The organism is Halopseudomonas formosensis (genome assembly GCF_900115905.1).
In the GTDB taxonomy this organism is placed as follows: domain Bacteria; phylum Pseudomonadota; class Gammaproteobacteria; order Pseudomonadales; family Pseudomonadaceae; genus Halopseudomonas; species Halopseudomonas formosensis.
The window spans coordinates 210873-227885 of sequence record NZ_FOYD01000002.1; the positions used below are offsets into that span (position 1 = coordinate 210873).

16 protein-coding genes and 1 tRNA gene are annotated in these 17013 nt (G+C 62.9%); 8 read left to right on the plus strand and 9 right to left on the minus strand.

All coding sequences use genetic code 11. The annotated features are described in order from the left end of the window. Positions 1-71: 71 nt before the first annotated feature. Positions 72-1403: a deoxyguanosinetriphosphate triphosphohydrolase gene (locus tag BM046_RS04010; RefSeq protein WP_090537228.1), complete on the plus strand. Its 1332-nt coding sequence runs from the start codon at positions 72-74 to the stop codon at positions 1401-1403. 238 nt (positions 1404-1641) lie between these two features. Here the strand turns inward: BM046_RS04010 and gloA are convergent, their stop codons facing one another. The 3 genes from gloA to BM046_RS04025 form a co-directional block, all read right to left on the minus strand. Beyond that, complete coding sequence (gene gloA / locus BM046_RS04015; RefSeq protein ID WP_090537230.1) at positions 1642-2034, minus strand: lactoylglutathione lyase; 393 nt, start codon at positions 2032-2034, stop codon at positions 1642-1644. 92 nt (positions 2035-2126) lie between these two features. After that, the gene (locus BM046_RS04020; RefSeq protein ID WP_090537232.1) at positions 2127-3344 is read right to left on the minus strand and encodes an argininosuccinate synthase; all 1218 of its coding nucleotides are present in this window, start codon (positions 3342-3344) and stop codon (positions 2127-2129) included. Between the two features lie 566 nt (positions 3345-3910). Then, positions 3911-3987 (minus strand) — tRNA-Asp (locus BM046_RS04025). Between the two features lie 160 nt (positions 3988-4147). On the opposite strand from BM046_RS04025, the gene BM046_RS04030 reads away from it, so the two are divergent. From BM046_RS04030 to chrA, 3 genes are all read left to right on the plus strand, one after another. Beyond that, positions 4148-4318, plus strand: a complete 171-nt coding sequence (locus BM046_RS04030) for a DUF2897 family protein (protein WP_090537234.1) — start codon at positions 4148-4150, stop codon at positions 4316-4318. Positions 4319-4408: 90 nt separating this feature from the next. Beyond that, the gene (locus BM046_RS04035; RefSeq protein ID WP_090537236.1) at positions 4409-4939 is read left to right on the plus strand and encodes a DUF2058 domain-containing protein; all 531 of its coding nucleotides are present in this window, start codon (positions 4409-4411) and stop codon (positions 4937-4939) included. Between the two features lie 13 nt (positions 4940-4952). Continuing rightward, on the plus strand, positions 4953-6161 hold the full coding sequence (chrA, locus tag BM046_RS04040; RefSeq protein ID WP_235818566.1) for a chromate efflux transporter: 1209 nt from the start codon (positions 4953-4955) through the stop codon (positions 6159-6161). Here the strand turns inward: chrA and rloA3 are convergent. Next, positions 6150-6857, minus strand: coding sequence for a retropepsin-like aspartic peptidase RloA3 (gene rloA3, locus BM046_RS04045; protein ID WP_235818567.1), 708 nt, complete (start codon positions 6855-6857; stop codon positions 6150-6152). The genes chrA and rloA3 overlap by 12 nt on opposite strands. Positions 6858-7158: 301 nt before the next feature. Here rloA3 and BM046_RS04050 point away from each other — a divergent pair, with 301 nt between their 5' ends. After that, on the plus strand, positions 7159-8805 hold the full coding sequence (locus BM046_RS04050; protein ID WP_090537238.1) for a methyl-accepting chemotaxis protein: 1647 nt from the start codon (positions 7159-7161) through the stop codon (positions 8803-8805). 36 nt (positions 8806-8841) lie between these two features. On the opposite strand, the gene BM046_RS04055 is transcribed toward BM046_RS04050, so the two are convergent. Beyond that, positions 8842-10032: an EAL domain-containing protein gene (locus tag BM046_RS04055; RefSeq protein WP_090537240.1), complete on the minus strand. Its 1191-nt coding sequence runs from the start codon at positions 10030-10032 to the stop codon at positions 8842-8844. Between the two features lie 153 nt (positions 10033-10185). Here BM046_RS04055 and BM046_RS04060 point away from each other — a divergent pair, with 153 nt between their 5' ends. Further along, complete coding sequence (locus BM046_RS04060; protein WP_090537242.1) at positions 10186-11508, plus strand: Na+/H+ antiporter family protein; 1323 nt, start codon at positions 10186-10188, stop codon at positions 11506-11508. A 447-nt stretch (positions 11509-11955) separates the two neighbouring features. Here the strand turns inward: BM046_RS04060 and BM046_RS04065 are convergent, their stop codons facing one another. The 4 genes from BM046_RS04065 to BM046_RS04080 are packed head-to-tail and all read right to left on the minus strand — an operon-like array spanning position 11956 to position 14570. Further along, a complete protein-coding gene (locus tag BM046_RS04065; protein ID WP_090537244.1) occupies positions 11956-13272 on the minus strand; it encodes an ATP-binding protein in 1317 nt (438 codons plus the stop codon). After that, the gene (locus tag BM046_RS04070; protein ID WP_090537246.1) at positions 13269-13940 is read right to left on the minus strand and encodes a response regulator transcription factor; all 672 of its coding nucleotides are present in this window, start codon (positions 13938-13940) and stop codon (positions 13269-13271) included. Before BM046_RS04070 ends, BM046_RS04065 begins: the two co-directional genes overlap by 4 nt. Next, entirely contained in the window at positions 13940-14269 is a 330-nt protein-coding gene (locus tag BM046_RS04075; RefSeq protein WP_090537247.1) for a PepSY domain-containing protein, read from the minus strand. Before BM046_RS04075 ends, BM046_RS04070 begins: the two co-directional genes overlap by 1 nt. After that, the gene (locus tag BM046_RS04080) at positions 14262-14570 is read right to left on the minus strand and encodes a PepSY domain-containing protein (RefSeq protein WP_090537248.1); all 309 of its coding nucleotides are present in this window, start codon (positions 14568-14570) and stop codon (positions 14262-14264) included. Before BM046_RS04080 ends, BM046_RS04075 begins: the two co-directional genes overlap by 8 nt. 243 nt (positions 14571-14813) lie before the next feature. Between BM046_RS04080 and BM046_RS04085 the strand changes: the two genes are divergently transcribed. After that, on the plus strand, positions 14814-15839 hold the full coding sequence (locus tag BM046_RS04085; protein WP_090537250.1) for a hypothetical protein: 1026 nt from the start codon (positions 14814-14816) through the stop codon (positions 15837-15839). 70 nt (positions 15840-15909) lie between these two features. Continuing rightward, on the plus strand, positions 15910-16992 hold the full coding sequence (locus tag BM046_RS04090; protein WP_090537252.1) for a patatin-like phospholipase family protein: 1083 nt from the start codon (positions 15910-15912) through the stop codon (positions 16990-16992). Positions 16993-17013 lie beyond the last annotated feature (21 nt).

Genomic DNA, 17013 nt, shown 5'->3' on the forward strand with positions numbered 1-17013 from the left:
CCCCCGGGGCCACACCCTTGGCAGCCCGACGGCATTGCCACATACTCGATGGCTTCTGATCGGAGGACATAATGGATTGGGAAACACTGCTGTGCCGTGAGCGTCTCGGCAAACCCGTCGCCAGTTCCGAGGAGCTGGGCCGCACACCCTTCCACAAGGACCATGACCGCGTCATCTTCTCCGGCGCCTTCCGCCGCCTCGGCAAGAAGACCCAGGTTCACCCCGTTTCCAGCAACGACCATATCCACACCCGCCTGACCCACAGCCTGGAAGTGAGCTGCGTTGGCCGCTCGCTGGGCATGCGGGTGGGCGAGATGCTGCGCGGGGTACTGCCGAGCTGGTGCGAGCCGGCGGACCTGGGGGTGATCATCCAGGCGGCCTGTCTGGCCCACGACATCGGCAACCCGCCCTATGGCCATTCCGGCGAGGATGCCATCCGCCACTGGTTCCACAAGGCCGATGCCCAGGGCTGGCTGGAGGACATGACCGAGGCGCAGCGGCTTGATTTCCTGAACTTCGAGGGCAATGCCCAGGGTTTCCGTGTGCTGACCCAGCTGGAGTATCACCAGTTCGACGGCGGCATGCGCCTGACCTACGCAACCCTGGGCGCCTATCTGAAATACCCCTGGACCTCCGGGCACGCGGACATCGCAGGCTACAAGAAGCACAAGTTCGGCTGCTACCAGGCAGAGTATCCGGCGCTGTTGCAGATCACCGAGAAGCTAGGCCTGCCGCCGCTGGGGGACCAGTGCTGGGCGCGCAGTCCTCTGGTCTATCTGGTCGAGGCTGCCGATGACATCTGCTATGCGCTGATCGATCTGGAAGATGGTCTGGAAATGGAGCTGCTGCGCTACAGCGAAGTGGAGGACCTGCTGCTGGGCCTGGTGGGTGATGACCTGCCGGAAACCTATCGCCTGCTCGGCCCGCAGGACTCCACTCGGCGCAAGCTGGCGATTCTGCGTGGCAAGGCCATCGAACATCTGGTCAATGCGGCGGCGGAAACCTTCATCGCTCAGCAAAAGCCCCTGCTGGCCGGGACCTTGGAGGGTGATCTGGTCAGCCATATGCCCGAAGCCGCCCGCCGCTGCGTGCAGGACGCCAAGCGCATGGCCCGGGAGCGGATCTTTCAGGACAAGCGCAAGACGCTGCACGAGATCGGCGCCTACAGCACCCTGGAGACGCTGTTGGAAGCCTTCTGCGGCGCGGTGAATGAGCAGCAATCGGGGCACAGCCTGAGCTTCAAGCACCGCCGTATTCTCGACCTGCTGGGCAACAATGCCCCCAAACCGGATTGGGACAGGTACTCAAGCTATATGCGGGTGATTGATTTCATTGCCGGGATGACGGATCTGTATGCCGCTGACATGGCGGCGCAGATACGGGGCATACATCCGGCGAGGTGATTCGGTGGGTGGTTCAGGGTGGCGTAGCGCGGGTGTGTCGTGGCAATGTAGGAGCACCCGCCCCGGGTGCGAACAGCCTGGCACCCCTGCTGGCTCGATGAACGAGTGCTCCTGCTGCACCGCGGACGAGCTGGTGCTCGTCCCTTCCGGGGGGGCGCCGGGTCGGGTGGCGAGCACCGCTCGCCGACATATGCACGCAGACAATGCAGGCGTAAAGCGGCTGAACTACACCCGGGAATCAGTCTCCGCGGCTGGGGGACAGCAGTTCGATCTTGTAGCCGTCGGGGTCTTCGACGAAGGCGAGGATGCTGGAGCCGTGCATCATGGGACCGGCTTCGCGCACGACCTTGCCGCCGGCGGCCTTGATCTGTTCGCAGGCCTTGTAGACATCATTCACTTCGATGGCGATGTGACCGTAGCCGGTACCCAGGTCGTAGCTGGGAGTGTCCCAGTTGTGGGTCAGCTCCAGCACGGAGTTCTCGGCTTCGTTACCGTAGCCGACGAAGGCCAGGGTAAAACGCCCTTCGGGGTAATCCTTGCGGCGCAGCAGGGTCATGCCCAGTACTTCGGTATAGAAGGCGATGGATTTTTCCAGGTCGCCCACGCGGAGCATGGTGTGCAGAATGCGCATGGTGTTTCTCCTCAGGTTGGTTCTCGACAGCAGATCGCCCGGCACTCCTTCCAGAGTAGACCGGGCGATCTCAATGGTGCCGGTTCAGCTGATCAGATCAGCTTGCGGCCCTTGTTGGCGGCGATGCGCAGGCGCAGCGCGTTCAGCTTGATGAAGCCCGCTGCGTCGGCCTGATCGTAGGCACCGGCGTCGTCTTCGAAGGTGGCGATGTTCTGGTCGAACAGCGAGTCGTCGGACTTGCGGCCCACGACGATGACGTTGCCCTTGTACAGCTTCAGGCGTACCACGCCGTTCACGTTGACCTGGGAGGCGTCGATCATCTGCTGCAGCATGACGCGCTCGGGGCTCCACCAGAAGCCGTTGTAGATCAGCTCGGCATACTTGGGCATCAGGCTGTCCTTCAGGTGCGCCACTTCACGGTCCAGGGTGATGGACTCGATGGCACGGTGCGCCTTGAGCATGATGGTGCCGCCGGGGGTTTCGTAGCAGCCGCGGGACTTCATGCCGACGAAGCGGTTCTCGACGATGTCGGTACGGCCGATGCCGTTTTCGCCGCCGACCTTGTTCAGGTAGGTCAGCACTTCGGCGGGGGTCATTTCCTTGCCGTCGATGGCGACGATGTCACCGTTGCGGTAGCTCAGCTCGATGTAGGTGGGCTTGTCCGGTGCAGCTTCCGGGGACTTGGTCCAGCGCCACATGTCTTCTTCGTGCTCGGTCCAGGTGTCTTCCAGCACGCCGCCCTCGTAGGAGATGTGCAGCAGGTTGGCGTCCATGGAGTAAGGGGACTTCTTCTTGCCGTGGCGCTCGATCGGAATACCGTGCTTCTCGGCGTAGTCCATCAGCTTCTCGCGGGACAGCAGGTCCCACTCGCGCCAGGGAGCAATCACCTTCACGCCCGGCTTGAGTGCGTAGGCACCCAGCTCGAAGCGCACCTGGTCGTTGCCCTTGCCGGTGGCGCCGTGGGAGATGGCGTCAGCGCCGGTTTCGTTGGCGATCTCGATCAAGCGCTTGGCGATCAGCGGACGGGCGATGGAGGTGCCCAGCAGGTATTCGCCTTCGTAGACGGTGTTGGCGCGGAACATCGGGAACACGAAGTCGCGGACGAATTCTTCACGCAGGTCGTCGATGTAGATTTCCTTCACGCCCATGGCCTGCGCCTTGGCACGTGCGGGCTCAACCTCTTCGCCCTGCCCCAGATCCGCAGTGAAGGTGACCACCTCGCAACCGTAGGTGTCTTCCAGCCACTTGAGGATTACCGAGGTATCCAGGCCGCCGGAATAGGCCAGGACGACTTTCTTAACATCAGTCATTACGTGCTCCCTAGATGAGTGTTACCGGCGCAGCGAGAGGCACCAGCCAAAGGCGCCTATTCTACCGCTGCGGAGCGAGCATTTACAGGGGGCGCGGCAGGCTTGGGGCAGTTCGTTCGGTTTGCCGGACCGCTGGCCTTGGTGTGGGCCGGGCGGGCCTTTGTTCGCACCCGGGGCGGGTGCTCCTACGGGGTGGGGTGGCGCGTTCGATTGTAGGAGCACCGCCTCGGTGCGAAGCGAAGGCAAACCAATACACCGAGCCTGCCTTATTCGCACCCGGGGCGGGTGCTCCTACAGGGTGGAGGGGACGCGTTCGATTGTAGGAGCACCGCCTCGGTGCGAAGCGAAGGCAAACCAATACACCGAGCCTGCCTTATTCGCACCCGGGGCGGGTGCTCCTACAGGGTGGGGGTGACGCGTTCGATTGTAGGAGCACCGCCTCGGTGCGAAGCGAAGTCAGATCAATACACCGAGCCTGCCCCGTTCGCACCCGGGGCGGGTGCTCCTACCGGTGTTGCCCGGAAATGAAAAAGCCCCCGCATCTTTCGATGCGAGGGCTTTTGATATGGCGCAGCGGACGGGACTCGAACCCGCGACCCCCGGCGTGACAGGCCGGTATTCTAACCGACTGAACTACCGCTGCGCGTCGGTTTGACAAACGTGTTGTCGAAACAGGCGCGCATTGTAATCGTTCAGTGGCTTAAGTCAAGCAGCGGCGTTGAACCCCTGTCTTTTCCAGCGAATTGCCATACCGCCCGCTATCGCCCATGCTTGGACTCTGCCTATCAATCGGGAGTTGGATAATGCCCACAATCGGCTGGATATTTGTACTCATCATCATTGCTACCGTCATCGGCGGTCTGTACATGCTGCGCAAGACGGCGAACAAGATGCCGATCGGCGAGGAGCAGATGAAAAAGATCAAGGAACGTCAGGCGGAACTCGAGGCCCAGGAGCGCGGCGAGGATCGCTGATCGGGTCCAATGCCCCTGCGGCTTGTTCCTGTAACCTGGAAACACCTAGAATGCGCCTTCTGTTAACTGCTGTCACAGGTGCCACCCCGCATGCTCAATTCACTGCAAGCCCAGCTGCTGAAGGCTGGCCTGGTCGATGAGAAGAAAATCAAGCAGGCCCAGCGCGCCAAGAAGAAGGCCGCCAAGAATGCCCCTGAGAAGGTGCAGGATACCGCTGCGGCCGTAGAGCGTGCCCGTGCGGAGAAGGCCGAGCGCGACCGTCAGCTGAATCTGCAGCGTCAGGAGGAGGCCGCGCGCAAGGAGCGTGAGGCCCAGGCCAAACAGATCATCGAGCAGGCCGTGATCGACCGCAGCGCCGGCGATGTGCCCTATCAGTTCGTCGTGAAGAACAAGATCAAGAAGATCCATGTGACCCAGGAGCAGTTCGATCGGCTCAGTCGTGGCCGGCTCGCCATTGTCCGCCTGTCGGGCCAGTTCCAGATCATTCCGCTGGAGGCCGCCGAGAAAGTGGCCGAGCGCGCGCCGCACTGGCCGGTCATCATTGCCAAGGTGGAAGAGCAGCCGGCAGATGAGGACGACCCTTACGCCGCCTACAAGATTCCCGATGACCTGATGTGGTAACTCGGGCGTCTCCGTGAAACAGCCGCCTGCCCCCCTGCCCCGTGACGATCGCAGTCCCTGGGCAGTCTTTCTGGTTTTCCTGCGTCTGGGGCTGACCTCCTTCGGTGGCCCCATTGCCCATCTGGGCTACTTCCGTGATGAGTTTGTGCTGCGCCGGCAATGGCTGTCGGAGCGGGCCTATGCCGATCTGATCGGGCTTTGCCAGTTTCTGCCGGGTCCGGCGAGCAGCCAGATAGGTATCGCCCTGGGCCTTGGCCGGGCGGGTTATGGCGGTGCGCTGGCGGCCTGGCTGGGTTTTACCCTGCCCTCGGCCATTGCGCTGATCCTGTTCGCCAGCCTGCTGGCGAGTCATGGCAATCTGGCGGCTGGGGCCCTGATGGGGCTGAAGGTGGTGGCCGTGGCAGTGGTGGCCCAGGCGGTCTGGGGCATGGCACGCACCCTGTGCCCGGATCGCCTGCGGGTGACCATGATGGCGGTGGCGACCGCGGCGGTGCTGCTGATGTCCAGTTACTGGGGCCAGTTGCTGGTGCTGCTGGGCGCGGGCGTGGTCGGCATGCTGCTGATTCGCCCCGAACAGATCGCCGAGTCGGATTCCGCCACTGCCCCGGTAAGCCGCACGGCAGGCATGCTGGCACTGACGCTGTTCTTTTCCCTGCTGCTGTTGCTGCCCCTGCTGGCAGCACTGCAACAAGAACCGCTGCTGGTAGTGGCGGACACTTTCTACCGTGTCGGTTCGCTGGTGTTCGGTGGCGGCCATGTGGTCCTGCCGCTGCTGCAGGCCGAGACGGTGGATACCGGCTGGGTGGATGTGGAGGTGTTTCTGGCCGGTTACGGGGCAACCCAGGCAGTACCTGGCCCACTGTTCACCTTCAGCGCCTTTCTGGGTGCGGCTATGGATACCGGCCTGCCGGGCTGGCTGAACGGCCTGTTCTGCCTGGTCGTGGTGTTTCTGCCGTCGTTTCTGCTGGTGATCGGGGTGATGCCATTCTGGGATCAGTTGCGGCGGCGGCAGCGCATCAGGTCGGCGCTGGCAGGGGTGAACGCAGCTGTGGTGGGACTCTTGCTGGCGGCGCTGTATCAGCCGATGTGGACCACCGCCATTCGCGGGCCGGCGGATTTCGTTCTTGCGCTGGCGGCGCTGGTAGCACTGGTGTTCTGGAAGCGGCCGCCGTGGCTGGTGGTCCTGGCCACGGCGGCGGGTGGTTGGGCGTTATCCCTTTGAGCTTTCCTGCTCGCCACCTTCCTGCTCGTCATCCTCTTCCTCCGGATCGGAGGGCTGATCGATCTGGCTCTCGTCGATCAGGCTGGGATCTTCCTTGAGCTTCTGCTGACGCTGGCGCTCCTCCTCGCTGGCCTGCTCGGGGCATTCCAGGGGCAGCAGGAAGGTGCTGGACACGTCGATCAGTCCGATATGCTCGATGGTACGGCGGCCCAGCAGTACGGGGTAGGTCATGTCGCTGCGGTCACGCAGGGAGAACTGCTCTTCGTAGATGCGGTTGCCGATGCACATGCGCATCTTGACCACCGGGCGGTAGTCCTCCCCACCGGCACCGCGCACGGTGATCTGACGGTAGACCGGCCGCTCGAAATGCAGGGTGGTCATCTCGCCGGTATCGGCATCCTTGACCTCGACGTCGTAGCGCACCCAGCGCTTGCCGTCGCGACGGAACCGCTCGAGGTTGATGGCGTGCATGGAGGAGGTCAGTGCACCGGAGTCGACCTTGACCTTGACCGCGGTCTGCTCCGGCAGGATCAGGCCCTTCTCAACCCAGCCGACAATGACCTTGCCTTCCACATCCTCGCTCATGACCGCATCAGCCGGCGGTTCTACCGCAGCTGTTTCGGCAAGCAATGCAGTGGAGATGGCGGACAGCCCGAACAGGGTGGCGAAGGATAGGCTTTTGATAGATAGCTGCATATGAGATCCCATGAGAAACAAACGGGTAGACCCGGCCAGCAGCGGAAAGTGCCCGCCAGCACTCGGAGCGGCGGCAATGTATCACGCTCCCTGCGGCAGCGGAAGGCGCCCCCTGCGCGCTTTTCTACCGTCTATCAGCCGGTGCGCGCAATGGCGATTCAGCAGATCAATGATGCCCTATGCGTAATTGCCCCAAGGAATTAAAAATGCTCCAGTAACCGCCCCTCCGGCCGATAAGGTTCGGTAGATCGCCCCAGAGCTGATCGTGGAAATCAAACAATGTACAAGCACGGAGATCAAAATGGAGTTCTTACGCCGTGTCAGGATCAACCAACGGTTGTGGATCATCCTCGTGGTGGCCCTGATCAGCCTGCTGTTGCTGACCTACATATCCCTGGATCACCTACGCAAGGAAATCCACGCTGCGGAGATCACCAAGGCAACCCACCTGGTAGAAACCGCCCACAGTCTGCTGGCTGGATACCACAAGCGCGAGCTCAGCGGGGAGCTGACTGGCGAGGAGGCGCGCCGGCAAGCCCTGGAAACCCTGCGCCAGCTGCGCTACGACGGCAATGAGTATTTCTGGGTCAACGACATGAACTACGTCATGCTCATGCACCCCATGTCACCGGAAACCGAGGGCGTGGACCTGAGCACTCTGGGACGCCCGGGCTCGGTGAATGTGATCAAGGAGATGGTCGACCTGGCCCGCGCGCGGGGCACCGGCCACTATGAGTACAACTGGGTCAAACCCGGCGGACAGATCGACGTGGATGACCCGGTTCGTCGGCTGGCAGCCTTCACCCACTTCAAACCCTGGGACTACATGATCGGCAGCGGTATCTACCTCGACGAGATGGAGGCACGCTTCCACAGTCAGCTGGTGTGGGCCCTGTCAGTAGTGGCCTTGATCGTGCTGTTCATGGTCGCCACCATCTACGTGATCGGCCGCAGCATCACCCATCCGCTGAACCTGGTAGTCCAGGCCATGGGCAATATCGCCCAGGGCGAAGCGGACCTGACCCGCACCCTGGACAGCAACGGGCGGGACGAGCTGTCGCTGCTGGCTTATCACTTCAACACCTTTACCGGCAACCTGCGCAATCTGGTGACCCAGCTGGGCGATGGCGCCAATCAGATGATCAGCGCCAGTCAGCAGCTGGACCAGATCAGCAATGCGGCGCTGAACGGCATGAACCGGCAGTCCGAGCGCATGGAGCTGATGGCCACCGCGATCAACGAGATCACCTATGGCGTGCAGGACGTGGCACAGAACGCCAATGCGGCCGCCCGGGAAGTGGAGAACGCCAGCGAGGGCGCCGAATTCGGCCGTGCTCAGGTGGAGAAGACCATCGAGCATATCGATCGGCTTTCCGCCAGCGTGAATACTGCCGTGGGTCATATGGAGACGCTGTCCACCGACGCGGACGAAATCGCCACCGTACTGGATGTGATCCGCGCCATCGCCGAGCAGACCAACCTGCTGGCTCTGAATGCGGCAATCGAGGCCGCGCGGGCCGGGGAAATGGGTCGCGGCTTTGCCGTGGTGGCCGACGAGGTACGCAATCTGGCGCAGCGCACGCAGAAGTCCACCGAAGAGATCCACAACATGATCACCCGCCTGCAGAACAACACCCAGTCGGCGGTGCAGGTGATCAACGAGAGCAGCCAGTACTCGGAGCAGAGTGTCGAGCAGGTGAATGCGGCGGGCCGGGCGCTGGAGCAGATCAGCCAGGCCATGCAGCAACTGGTGGCACTCAATGCCTCCATTGCCAGCGCCACCACGCAGCAGTCAACCGTCGTGGAAGATGTGAACCGCAACGTGACCGAGGCCGCCGGTCTGGCGCAGGAAACCACCGAAGGCGCCCAGCAGACAGCCGAGGCAAGTCAGCATCTGGCACGTATCGGCGAGCAGATCAGCGCCCTGCTCGCTCGTTTCCGCATCTGATCTCACCGGGGTTGCCGGCACCGGGCCGGCGACCCTTCATTCCTCCGCAGCGTTCTGCAGCTTGCGCAACTGCTCGACATCGATATCCACCAGCAGCAGGTGGCGCCCCTCGTCAATGAACAATCCGGAAGTCATGCACTGGCGGTTGCTGCTGGCGTCCCGGTAGCGACCGGACAGCAATACCCGGCTGTCCTCCCCCGCGGCCGCCAGAATGCGGTAGAAATAGGGGCGCCAGGACCAGTTGTGGTCCAGATAGCGCGGGTCCTGCCGCCAGCGCTGGCCGGTCCATTCGTAGTTGGGTGAGATCTGGGTACCGTAGGCATCACAGAGGAAGAAACGCAGCAGCCAGGGGTACTCTGTCGGCGGGCGCAGGGCTTCGGGCTTGCCGCCCTGCTCCAGCCAGATGCGCAGTTCGGCAAACAGCTGAGCGAGGGATTTGCGCAGATCGAGAAAGCGACCGCGCTCGGCGAGCTTGGCCTGCACGTACTGATCGCGCAGGTGGGAGAACAGCGGCTGCAGGGCATCGGGCTGAAGGAAATTGTCCTCAGCCGCACCAAAAAGGAATCCCTGCACATAGCGCGCGCCACAATCCAGTGCAAAGTGCAGGTGCTCCTCGGTCTCGACGCCCTCGGCGATGATCCAGCAACCGCTCTTCTCTGCTACCAGCGCCAGCGACTTGACGAAGTCCGAGCTGTTGCTGTTTTCCCGCGTGGCCTGGTGCAGCAGCTGGATATCCAGCTTGAGGAAGTCCGGCTGCAGTGCAATCACCTGATCCAGCATGGAATAGCCGGTACCGAAGTCGTCCACGGCGACGCGGATGCCGGCACTCTTGTAGCGGGTAACGACCTGCCGCAGGCGATCCGGATCACCCTCCAGCCCCGAGATCTCGAAGACTACCCGCTCCGGTGGCAGGCCGAGTTCCTCAAGCAGCATGAGGCTCGGCAGCGGCGCTTCGAGACTGATCTGGGTCAGCCACTTGGGCGAGATGTTGAGGGCAATGAAGCCGGTGGGCGTGGCCTGAAAATGCTCCAGCGCCATGCGCCGCACGTCCCGATCAAGGTGCAACAGCTCGGTCTGATCAACCTCGGGGTCGCTGAACAGCGGCCCGGCACTGACTACCTCGCCGTCGTCCCGACGCAGGCGGGCCAGGGCTTCGTAGCCGGCGACCCGTCCGGTGGCGGTGTCGATCAGCGGTTGGTAGTACGGCAGCGGTTGTCCTTCGATCACAACAAAATCTCCAGGTCGGTGGGCTGTACATGATTATGCAAGATTGTCGCCAGAAAGATACCGATCTGCGTCAGCCTTCCATCATCCATGGCTAGGCCCTGCCCGCTTCGGGTATCCTTGGCTGTTTTTCGAGCCCCTGACAGGAAGCTACCCATGAATGCGGTTGTTCTAGCAGTAGGTGTGATGCTGGCGCTGAGTCTGTGTCGCGTACACGTTGTTGTTGCACTGATTGTAGGTGCTGTGGCCGGTGGTCTGGCCGGTGGTCTGAGCCTGGATGACACTTTGCAGGCCTTTCAGGCTGGTCTGGGCAAGGGTGCGACAGTCGCCCTGAGCTATGCCCTGCTCGGCGCCTTCGCGGTGGCAATTGCCAAATCCGGCACCGCCCATGCGCTGGCCGATCGCGCTCTGGGCATGATCAACGGCGGCAGCGAGGCCGGTTCCGGCAAGCTGCGCCTGGTACTGCTGGTCCTGCTGCTCGGCGCGGCGATCGCCTCACAGAACATTCTGCCGATCCACATTGCCTTCATTCCGCTGCTGATCCCGCCGCTGCTGTTCGTCATGAACAAGCTGCGTCTGGATCGTCGGCTGGTGGCCTGTGTGCTTACCTTCGGTCTGATCACCCCATACATGTTCCTGCCGGTGGGTTTCGGTGCCATCTTCCTCAACGACATTCTGCTGGCCAACGTACGTGACGGCGGCCTGGATACCACGGGCGTGAGCGTGATGCACGCGATGGCCCTGCCAGCGCTGGGCATGGTGTTCGGTCTGGTGGTGGCCTTCTTCAGCTACCGCCGTAAACGGGACTATGCCCCGGCAGCAACCAGCGGCGGCAGCGAGCCGGCCGACAAGGTGAGCTACACCCCCAAGACCCTGCTGGTGGCACTGGTAGCCGTGGTTACGGCATTCGGTGTACAGCTGTGGCTGGATTCGATGATCATGGGCGCGCTGGCCGGCTTCATCGTGTTTTCCCTGTCGGGCGTGGTGCGCTGGCGCGAGGCGGACGACCTCTTCACCGAGGGCATGAAGATGATGGCCATGATCGGCTTCATCATGATCGCCGCCAACGGTTTTGCCTCGGTGATGCAGGCCACCGGTCATATCGAGAGCATGGTAACAACCTCGGCCGATTATATCGGTGACAACAAGGCGCTGGCTGCCCTGCTGATGCTGGTGGTGGGTCTGCTGATCACCCTGGGCATCGGCTCGTCCTTCTCCACCGTGCCGATCATTGCTGCCATCTATGTACCCCTGGCCATGCACATGGGCTTCAGCCCGCTGGCGATCGTTTCCCTGGTGGGCACCGCCGCCGCACTGGGTGACGCCGGCTCCCCGGCTTCCGACTCCACCCTCGGGCCGACCGCAGGCCTGAACGTGGATGGGCAGCACAACCATATCTGGGACACTGTGGTACCCACCTTCCTGCACTACAACCTGCCGCTGATCGCCTTTGGCTGGGCCGCGGCGATGGTGCTCTGAGCCGGATCACCGCCCGGAGTTACCGATTGTAGGAGCATTCGCCCCGGGTGCGATTGGGGCGGGCTCGGGGTTCTGGCTGGGCTCCGCTTCGCACCGGGGGCGGTGCTCCTACAGGAAATGCCCGTAGCGGCGTGTCGGCGGCGACACGCTCTGAACCGTAGGAGCACCCGCCTCGGGTGCGATTGGGGTTGGCTCGGGGTTCTGGCTGGGGTCCGCTTTCGCACCGGGGGCGGTGCTCCTACACAGAGTCCCGTGGCGGCGTGTTAGCCAGGGCACGTTCTGAGCCGTAGGAGCACCCGCCCCGGGTGCGATTGGGGGTGGGTCGGGGTTCTGGCTGGGGTCCGCTTTCGCACCGGGGGCGGTGCTCCTACATGAAATACCCGCAGCGGCGTGTCGGCGGGGCGGTGCTCCTACAGGAAACCAGCGCACGGCGGGCGGCGGTGCTTGTCAGGGTTGGTGGGGGAATGGGAGGTGGACCTGGACGGCGAGGCCGCCAAGGGGGCTTTTCTGGAGCTGGAGGTCGCCGTTGTATACCTCGACCAGGTCGCCGACGATATCCAGCCCGAGGCCGTGCCCGGTGACTGCCTCATCCAGGCGGACCCCGCGCTGCAGTACCCGCTGCCGATCGGCTTCGCTGATTCCCGGGCCATCATCTTCGACACTCAGCAATAACCCCTGCTCGGTCACCTGCCACTCCAGCCGGACCCGGCTGCGGGCCCATTTGCAGGCGTTGTCCAGCAGGTTGCCGAGCAGCTCGAGCATGTCCTCGCGCTCGAATGGCCAGGGCGTCTCACCCTGCAGATCAGGGTGCTCGATACGCACCCGTTCGCCATGGGCCTGCTGCACCGAGGTACACAGCCAGGGCAGGTCCTCCGCTGCGCTGAAACGCCGGGTCAGCTGTCGCTCCGGCGCCAGCCGTGCGCGCTGCAGGGCGCGCTCGAGCTGACGGCGGATCTGCTCGATCTGCTGGTGCAGGACCTCCCGGTCGCCGGCGTCCAGCACCTCTTTGATGAGCAGCCTTTCCACCACCGCCAGCGGGGTCTTCAAACCGTGGCTGAGATCGCCGACACCCTTGCGCGCGCGCTGGATGATGCGCTCCAGCTGCGCTCCGAGATGGTTGACTTCCTGTACCAGCGGCAGCAGTTCCTGCGGAACCTGATCGGACAACTGCAGACGCTGCCCGGCCTGCCACTCGGCCAGTTCCTGCCGGGCTTGGCGCAGCGGCCGTAGTGCCTTGCGCAGCAGCAATTGCTGCACCGCGAGGCTGATCAGCACCGCCAGCCCGCCCAGCCCCCAGAGCCAGACACGGGCACGCGCAAAGGCCTCGAGCAGTGGCTGATAATCCAGCGCCACACTGATCTCCACTGACTGCCCCAGCTTGTTGAATTGCTCGGAGCGCACCAGCAGCTGCTGTCCGGAGGGGCCGGGTTGCAGGGTATGGTCAGCGCTGTCCAGCGGCATGGGCAGACGCTGGTCCCATAATGAACGCGAGCGCCAGCGATGCGGGCCCGCCTCGACAATGAAGTAGCGCCCGGAATACAGCCGCATGTAATCCGGACTGACGCGCCCGGTATCCAGGTAGAGCCCCTGCGGCCCGCTGGTGACCGCGGCCAACAGCGCATCAGCTTCGCGCTGCAGGTCGCTGCTCAGGTAATCGCGCAGCGCCCGGTCAAAGACCCACACCGCCCCCTGCCCGACCAGGGTAACCGTCAGCAGCAGTACCAGCAGCAGTCCGCCACCCAGGCGGCGGCTGATGGAATTCACGTCTGCCGCCCGACCAGCACGTAGCCCTGACCACGGCGGGTCTCGATGGCGTCGCGGCCGATCTTGCGGCGCAGATGATTGATCTGCACCTCGATGACGTTGGATTCCCGCTCGGCTTCGTTATCGTACAGGTGCTCCATGAGCCGGGACTTGGACACCAGCTTGCCCGCGTGCAGCATCAGGCAGCGCAGCAGGCGAAACTCACTGGCCGACAGATCCACCGCCTCCAGTCCGGGCCCGGAGACCTGCTGGGTGCTTTCATCCAGCGTCAGGCCGGCGGCCTGCAGGGTCGGTCTGGGCTCATGCCCATGGCTGCGACGCAGCAGACCCTGAACCCGCAACAGTAATTCCTCGGGATGAAAGGGTTTGGTGAGATAGTCATCGGCGCCGGCGCGCAGGCCATCGATCCGCTCGGCCCAGCTGTCGCGTGCGGTGAGGATCAGCACCGGAAGATTCATGCCCCGGGCACGCCAGGCCTGCAGGACCTCCAGTCCACTTCTGCCGGGCAGACCCAAGTCCAGAATGCACAGGTCATAGGGCTCGATCTCGGCCAGCTGCTGCACATCACGCCCGTCGGCACGCCAGTCGACGACATACCCCGCCTGCCGCAGATCCTGCATCAGCCCTTCCGCCAGGGCCACGTTATCCTCGGCAAGCAACAGCCGCATCAGTCATCCTCGTCGATATCCACATCCAGCAGTCTGCCAGTGACCGCATCATACTCCAGCTCGACAACCCGGCGATCCCGGGTGACCAGTTCCAGCTCATAGATGTACCGACCATCATCGCGTTCCAGCTCGGCGCCGAGAAAGCGCCCGGGATAGCGCTGCAGCGCATCTTCGATCAGCACGTGCAATGGCAGGATATGCCCCTGCTCGGTCAGACGCAGGGCTTCATCCTGATCAATGTCATGGGCGAACGCGGGGCCCGCCCATAGCCCAAAAAGCAACCAGCCGCACAGGGCGGCTGGTTTCAGGCGACGGTGAAGATCAGTCATCCTGCTCGGTCTTGATGACGTCGCCGGTGGCTGCATCCAGGGTGATATCCCAATCGGTACCATCCTCGCTGCGAATATCCAGCTTGTACTCGTAGCGACCGTCGTCCAGCTCCAGATCACGGTCGGTGATCTGGCCGGCCTTGATCGACAGGGCCTTTTGCTCCAGGCTTTCCAGCGACTGGATAGTGCCCTGCTCGACCAGACGGGCCGCTTCCTCGCGACTGATATCATCATCAGCCATGGCAGCAGCGGAACCCAGACCCAGCAGTACGGCGCAGGAAATTGCAATGCAGTTTTTCATATCAGGTAACTCCGTTGTTTGAACACAAGGATAGCCTAGAAGACCAAGCTGAATTCAGGCTTAAAACAACCTGAAGCCAAGCTTAAGACAATCGGCTTGTCCGCTTCGTTCTACCTGTCTGGCCTGCCGGCCGCGCCACCCCGCCCAGCCACAACCCCGAAAATGACCCGGTCAGGTGATGGGTTGCCGGGTGCGTCTGTGGTTAACTCGAAAAAAAACAACATCTGCCGAACGGGTGCGCTCATGTCCGCACGGGAACAGACCCTACCCCTGCCGCAGCAGACTGTCCATGTCATTGACTGTCGCTGGTTACTGGCCCTGTATCTGGTGATTCCACTGTCGCTGCTGGTGGTCTTCACGGATGCCTGGCTGTTCGAGGGCGGGATGGTCTATCAGCGAATTCCCACACAACCCGAGGATTGGCCATTCTGGACGGTCATCTTTGGGCTACCACATATCATCGCCAGCCTGATTACCATGGCCGATCGGGAGTACCTCAACCATTACCGGCGCAGCCTGCTGTGGCCGATGCTGTTGTTCGCCGGCATCGCCAGCGCGGGATATCTGGGCCCGCAACCTGTCAGCTACAACCTGCTGTTCGTCTTCCTCGGCTTCTACACCATCTATCACGTGCTGGCCCAGCAGCTGGGACTGACTCTGATGATGATGGGCGTACCGCCGTGCCGCAGTTACCGCCTGTGGAAATGGCTGTCGATCATTGCCGGCATGGCGATTTACATGAATGTGTATGGCGAGCGCTTTCTGGGCAACATCTGGCTGGGAGACATCAGTCTGTACACCCTGCTGACCTACAGCGCCGCGCTGGTCGGCGCTGCTCTGGTGGTGCTGGCGATCCGCCTGACACCCCGCTCCAGACACCGGATCGGCGTCTGGTATCTGTGGGGCAATGTGGCGTTGATTCTTTCCACCCTGCTGATTCAGGAAGTCGGTTACGCCCTGTTCGTGATCCTGATCCCCCGCATCATCCACGATGTCACCGCTTACATGGTGTATGTCACCCATGACCGCAACCGCAACGGCGAAGCACCGGTCAACGGCCTCTATCAGCTGGCCAGTTTCACCCGGCTGTCACCGGTGATACTGCTACCGCTCATGTCAGTGGGCATTGCCTACCTGCTGACCTCCTACCAGCATTACGTTCTGGTCAGTATCCTGGTACTGACGGTGAGTTTCCTGCATTACTACTTCGAGGGCTTCATCTGGCGCGGCGGGAATCCCCATCGTCGCTACGTCACCTTCAGACGTTGAGCGTCCTCGCTGACAAGCGCCATTGATCCTGAGACAATATGACGACTTGTTTCGCACTGATGGATGTTTCATGGTCGCCATTCATGTTCCCGAACCCGCTCTGACGCTCCGCGCCGGCGCCCGCGCCCTCGCCCGCATTCGTGAATCGGGCCTGCAACCAGCCGATATCCACGTCATACCCGGCGCTGCCGGAGGCCCCAAGGCACTGGGTATCCAGGGTCTGGACATGGCCATCTTCGGTCAGTGGCTCCCCCAGGCGCCGCAACCGCGCAGTCTGGTGGGCGCCTCGATCGGCAGTTGGCGCTTCGCCAGCGTGTGCAAGCCGGACCCGGTGGCCGGCCTGCAGCGTCTGGGTGAACTCTATACCACCCAGCGCTTCCCCAAGGGCATCACCGTGGCGGAGATCAGCCGGCGCTGCGCGACCATGCTGGATGAACTGCTGGAAGGTCAGGATGAAGCCATCCTGTCCAATCCGCTCTACCATCTCAACATCATGGTGGTGAAGTCCCTGCGTCTGCTGCAGCTGGACCACCCCAGAGCACTGGGGCTGGGGCTGGGCGGCGTGATTGGCAGCAACCTGCTGGGACGGCGCCACCTCAAGCGGTGGTTCGAACGGGTCATCATCCACGATACCCGGCTGGCTCCGCCCCTCGGTGATCTTGACGACTTCGTCACCAGCTACGTGAGCCTGAGCACGGACAACCTGCGACCGGCACTGCTGGCCTCGGGCTCCATTCCCATGGTGATGGAGGCGGTGCGGGATATTCCCGGCGCCAGCGAGGGCGTGTACCGTGATGGCGGCTTGCTCGACTACCACCTGGATCTGCCATGGAAGGCTCCCGGCGTGGTGCTCTACCCGCACTTCATCGACCGGGTGGTGCCGGGCTGGTTCGACAAGGCGATGCCCTGGCGCCGGGCCTGCGCTGATCGCGCGGGGGATGTGCTGCTGGTGGCGCCCTCGCCGGCCTATCTGGCGCGCCTGCCCTACGGCAAGCTGCCGGATCGCCGGGACTATCGCCGGTTCGGCGCCGACGATGCGGGTCGAGAGCAGTACTGGCGTCAGGCCATGGCGGAAAGTCAGCGACTGGGCGACGAGTTCATGGAGCTGGTGAGCGAAGGACGCCTGGAAGCGAGGCTGCAACCCCTGCGCTGAGCGCAGTTGCTGCTGCAGAAC

Bases quoted from the DNA above. Each gene is read 5' to 3' on its own strand.
- BM046_RS04050 (WP_090537238.1), top strand. From the start codon at position 7,159: ATGGAGTTCTTACGCCGTGTCAGGATCAACCAACGGTTGTGGATCATC.
- rloA3 (WP_235818567.1), bottom strand. From the start codon at position 6,857: ATGCAGCTATCTATCAAAAGCCTATCCTTCGCCACCCTGTTCGGGCTG.
- BM046_RS04060 (WP_090537242.1), top strand. From the start codon at position 10,186: ATGAATGCGGTTGTTCTAGCAGTAGGTGTGATGCTGGCGCTGAGTCTG.
- BM046_RS04035 (WP_090537236.1), top strand. From the start codon at position 4,409: ATGCTCAATTCACTGCAAGCCCAGCTGCTGAAGGCTGGCCTGGTCGAT.
- BM046_RS04020 (WP_090537232.1), bottom strand. From the start codon at position 3,344: ATGACTGATGTTAAGAAAGTCGTCCTGGCCTATTCCGGCGGCCTGGAT.
- BM046_RS04080 (WP_090537248.1), bottom strand. From the start codon at position 14,570: ATGAAAAACTGCATTGCAATTTCCTGCGCCGTACTGCTGGGTCTGGGT.
- gloA (WP_090537230.1), bottom strand. From the start codon at position 2,034: ATGCGCATTCTGCACACCATGCTCCGCGTGGGCGACCTGGAAAAATCC.
- BM046_RS04090 (WP_090537252.1), top strand. From the start codon at position 15,910: ATGGTCGCCATTCATGTTCCCGAACCCGCTCTGACGCTCCGCGCCGGC.
- BM046_RS04030 (WP_090537234.1), top strand. From the start codon at position 4,148: ATGCCCACAATCGGCTGGATATTTGTACTCATCATCATTGCTACCGTC.
- BM046_RS04085 (WP_090537250.1), top strand. From the start codon at position 14,814: ATGTCCGCACGGGAACAGACCCTACCCCTGCCGCAGCAGACTGTCCAT.
- BM046_RS04010 (WP_090537228.1), top strand. From the start codon at position 72: ATGGATTGGGAAACACTGCTGTGCCGTGAGCGTCTCGGCAAACCCGTC.
- BM046_RS04075 (WP_090537247.1), bottom strand. From the start codon at position 14,269: ATGACTGATCTTCACCGTCGCCTGAAACCAGCCGCCCTGTGCGGCTGG.
- BM046_RS04070 (WP_090537246.1), bottom strand. From the start codon at position 13,940: ATGCGGCTGTTGCTTGCCGAGGATAACGTGGCCCTGGCGGAAGGGCTG.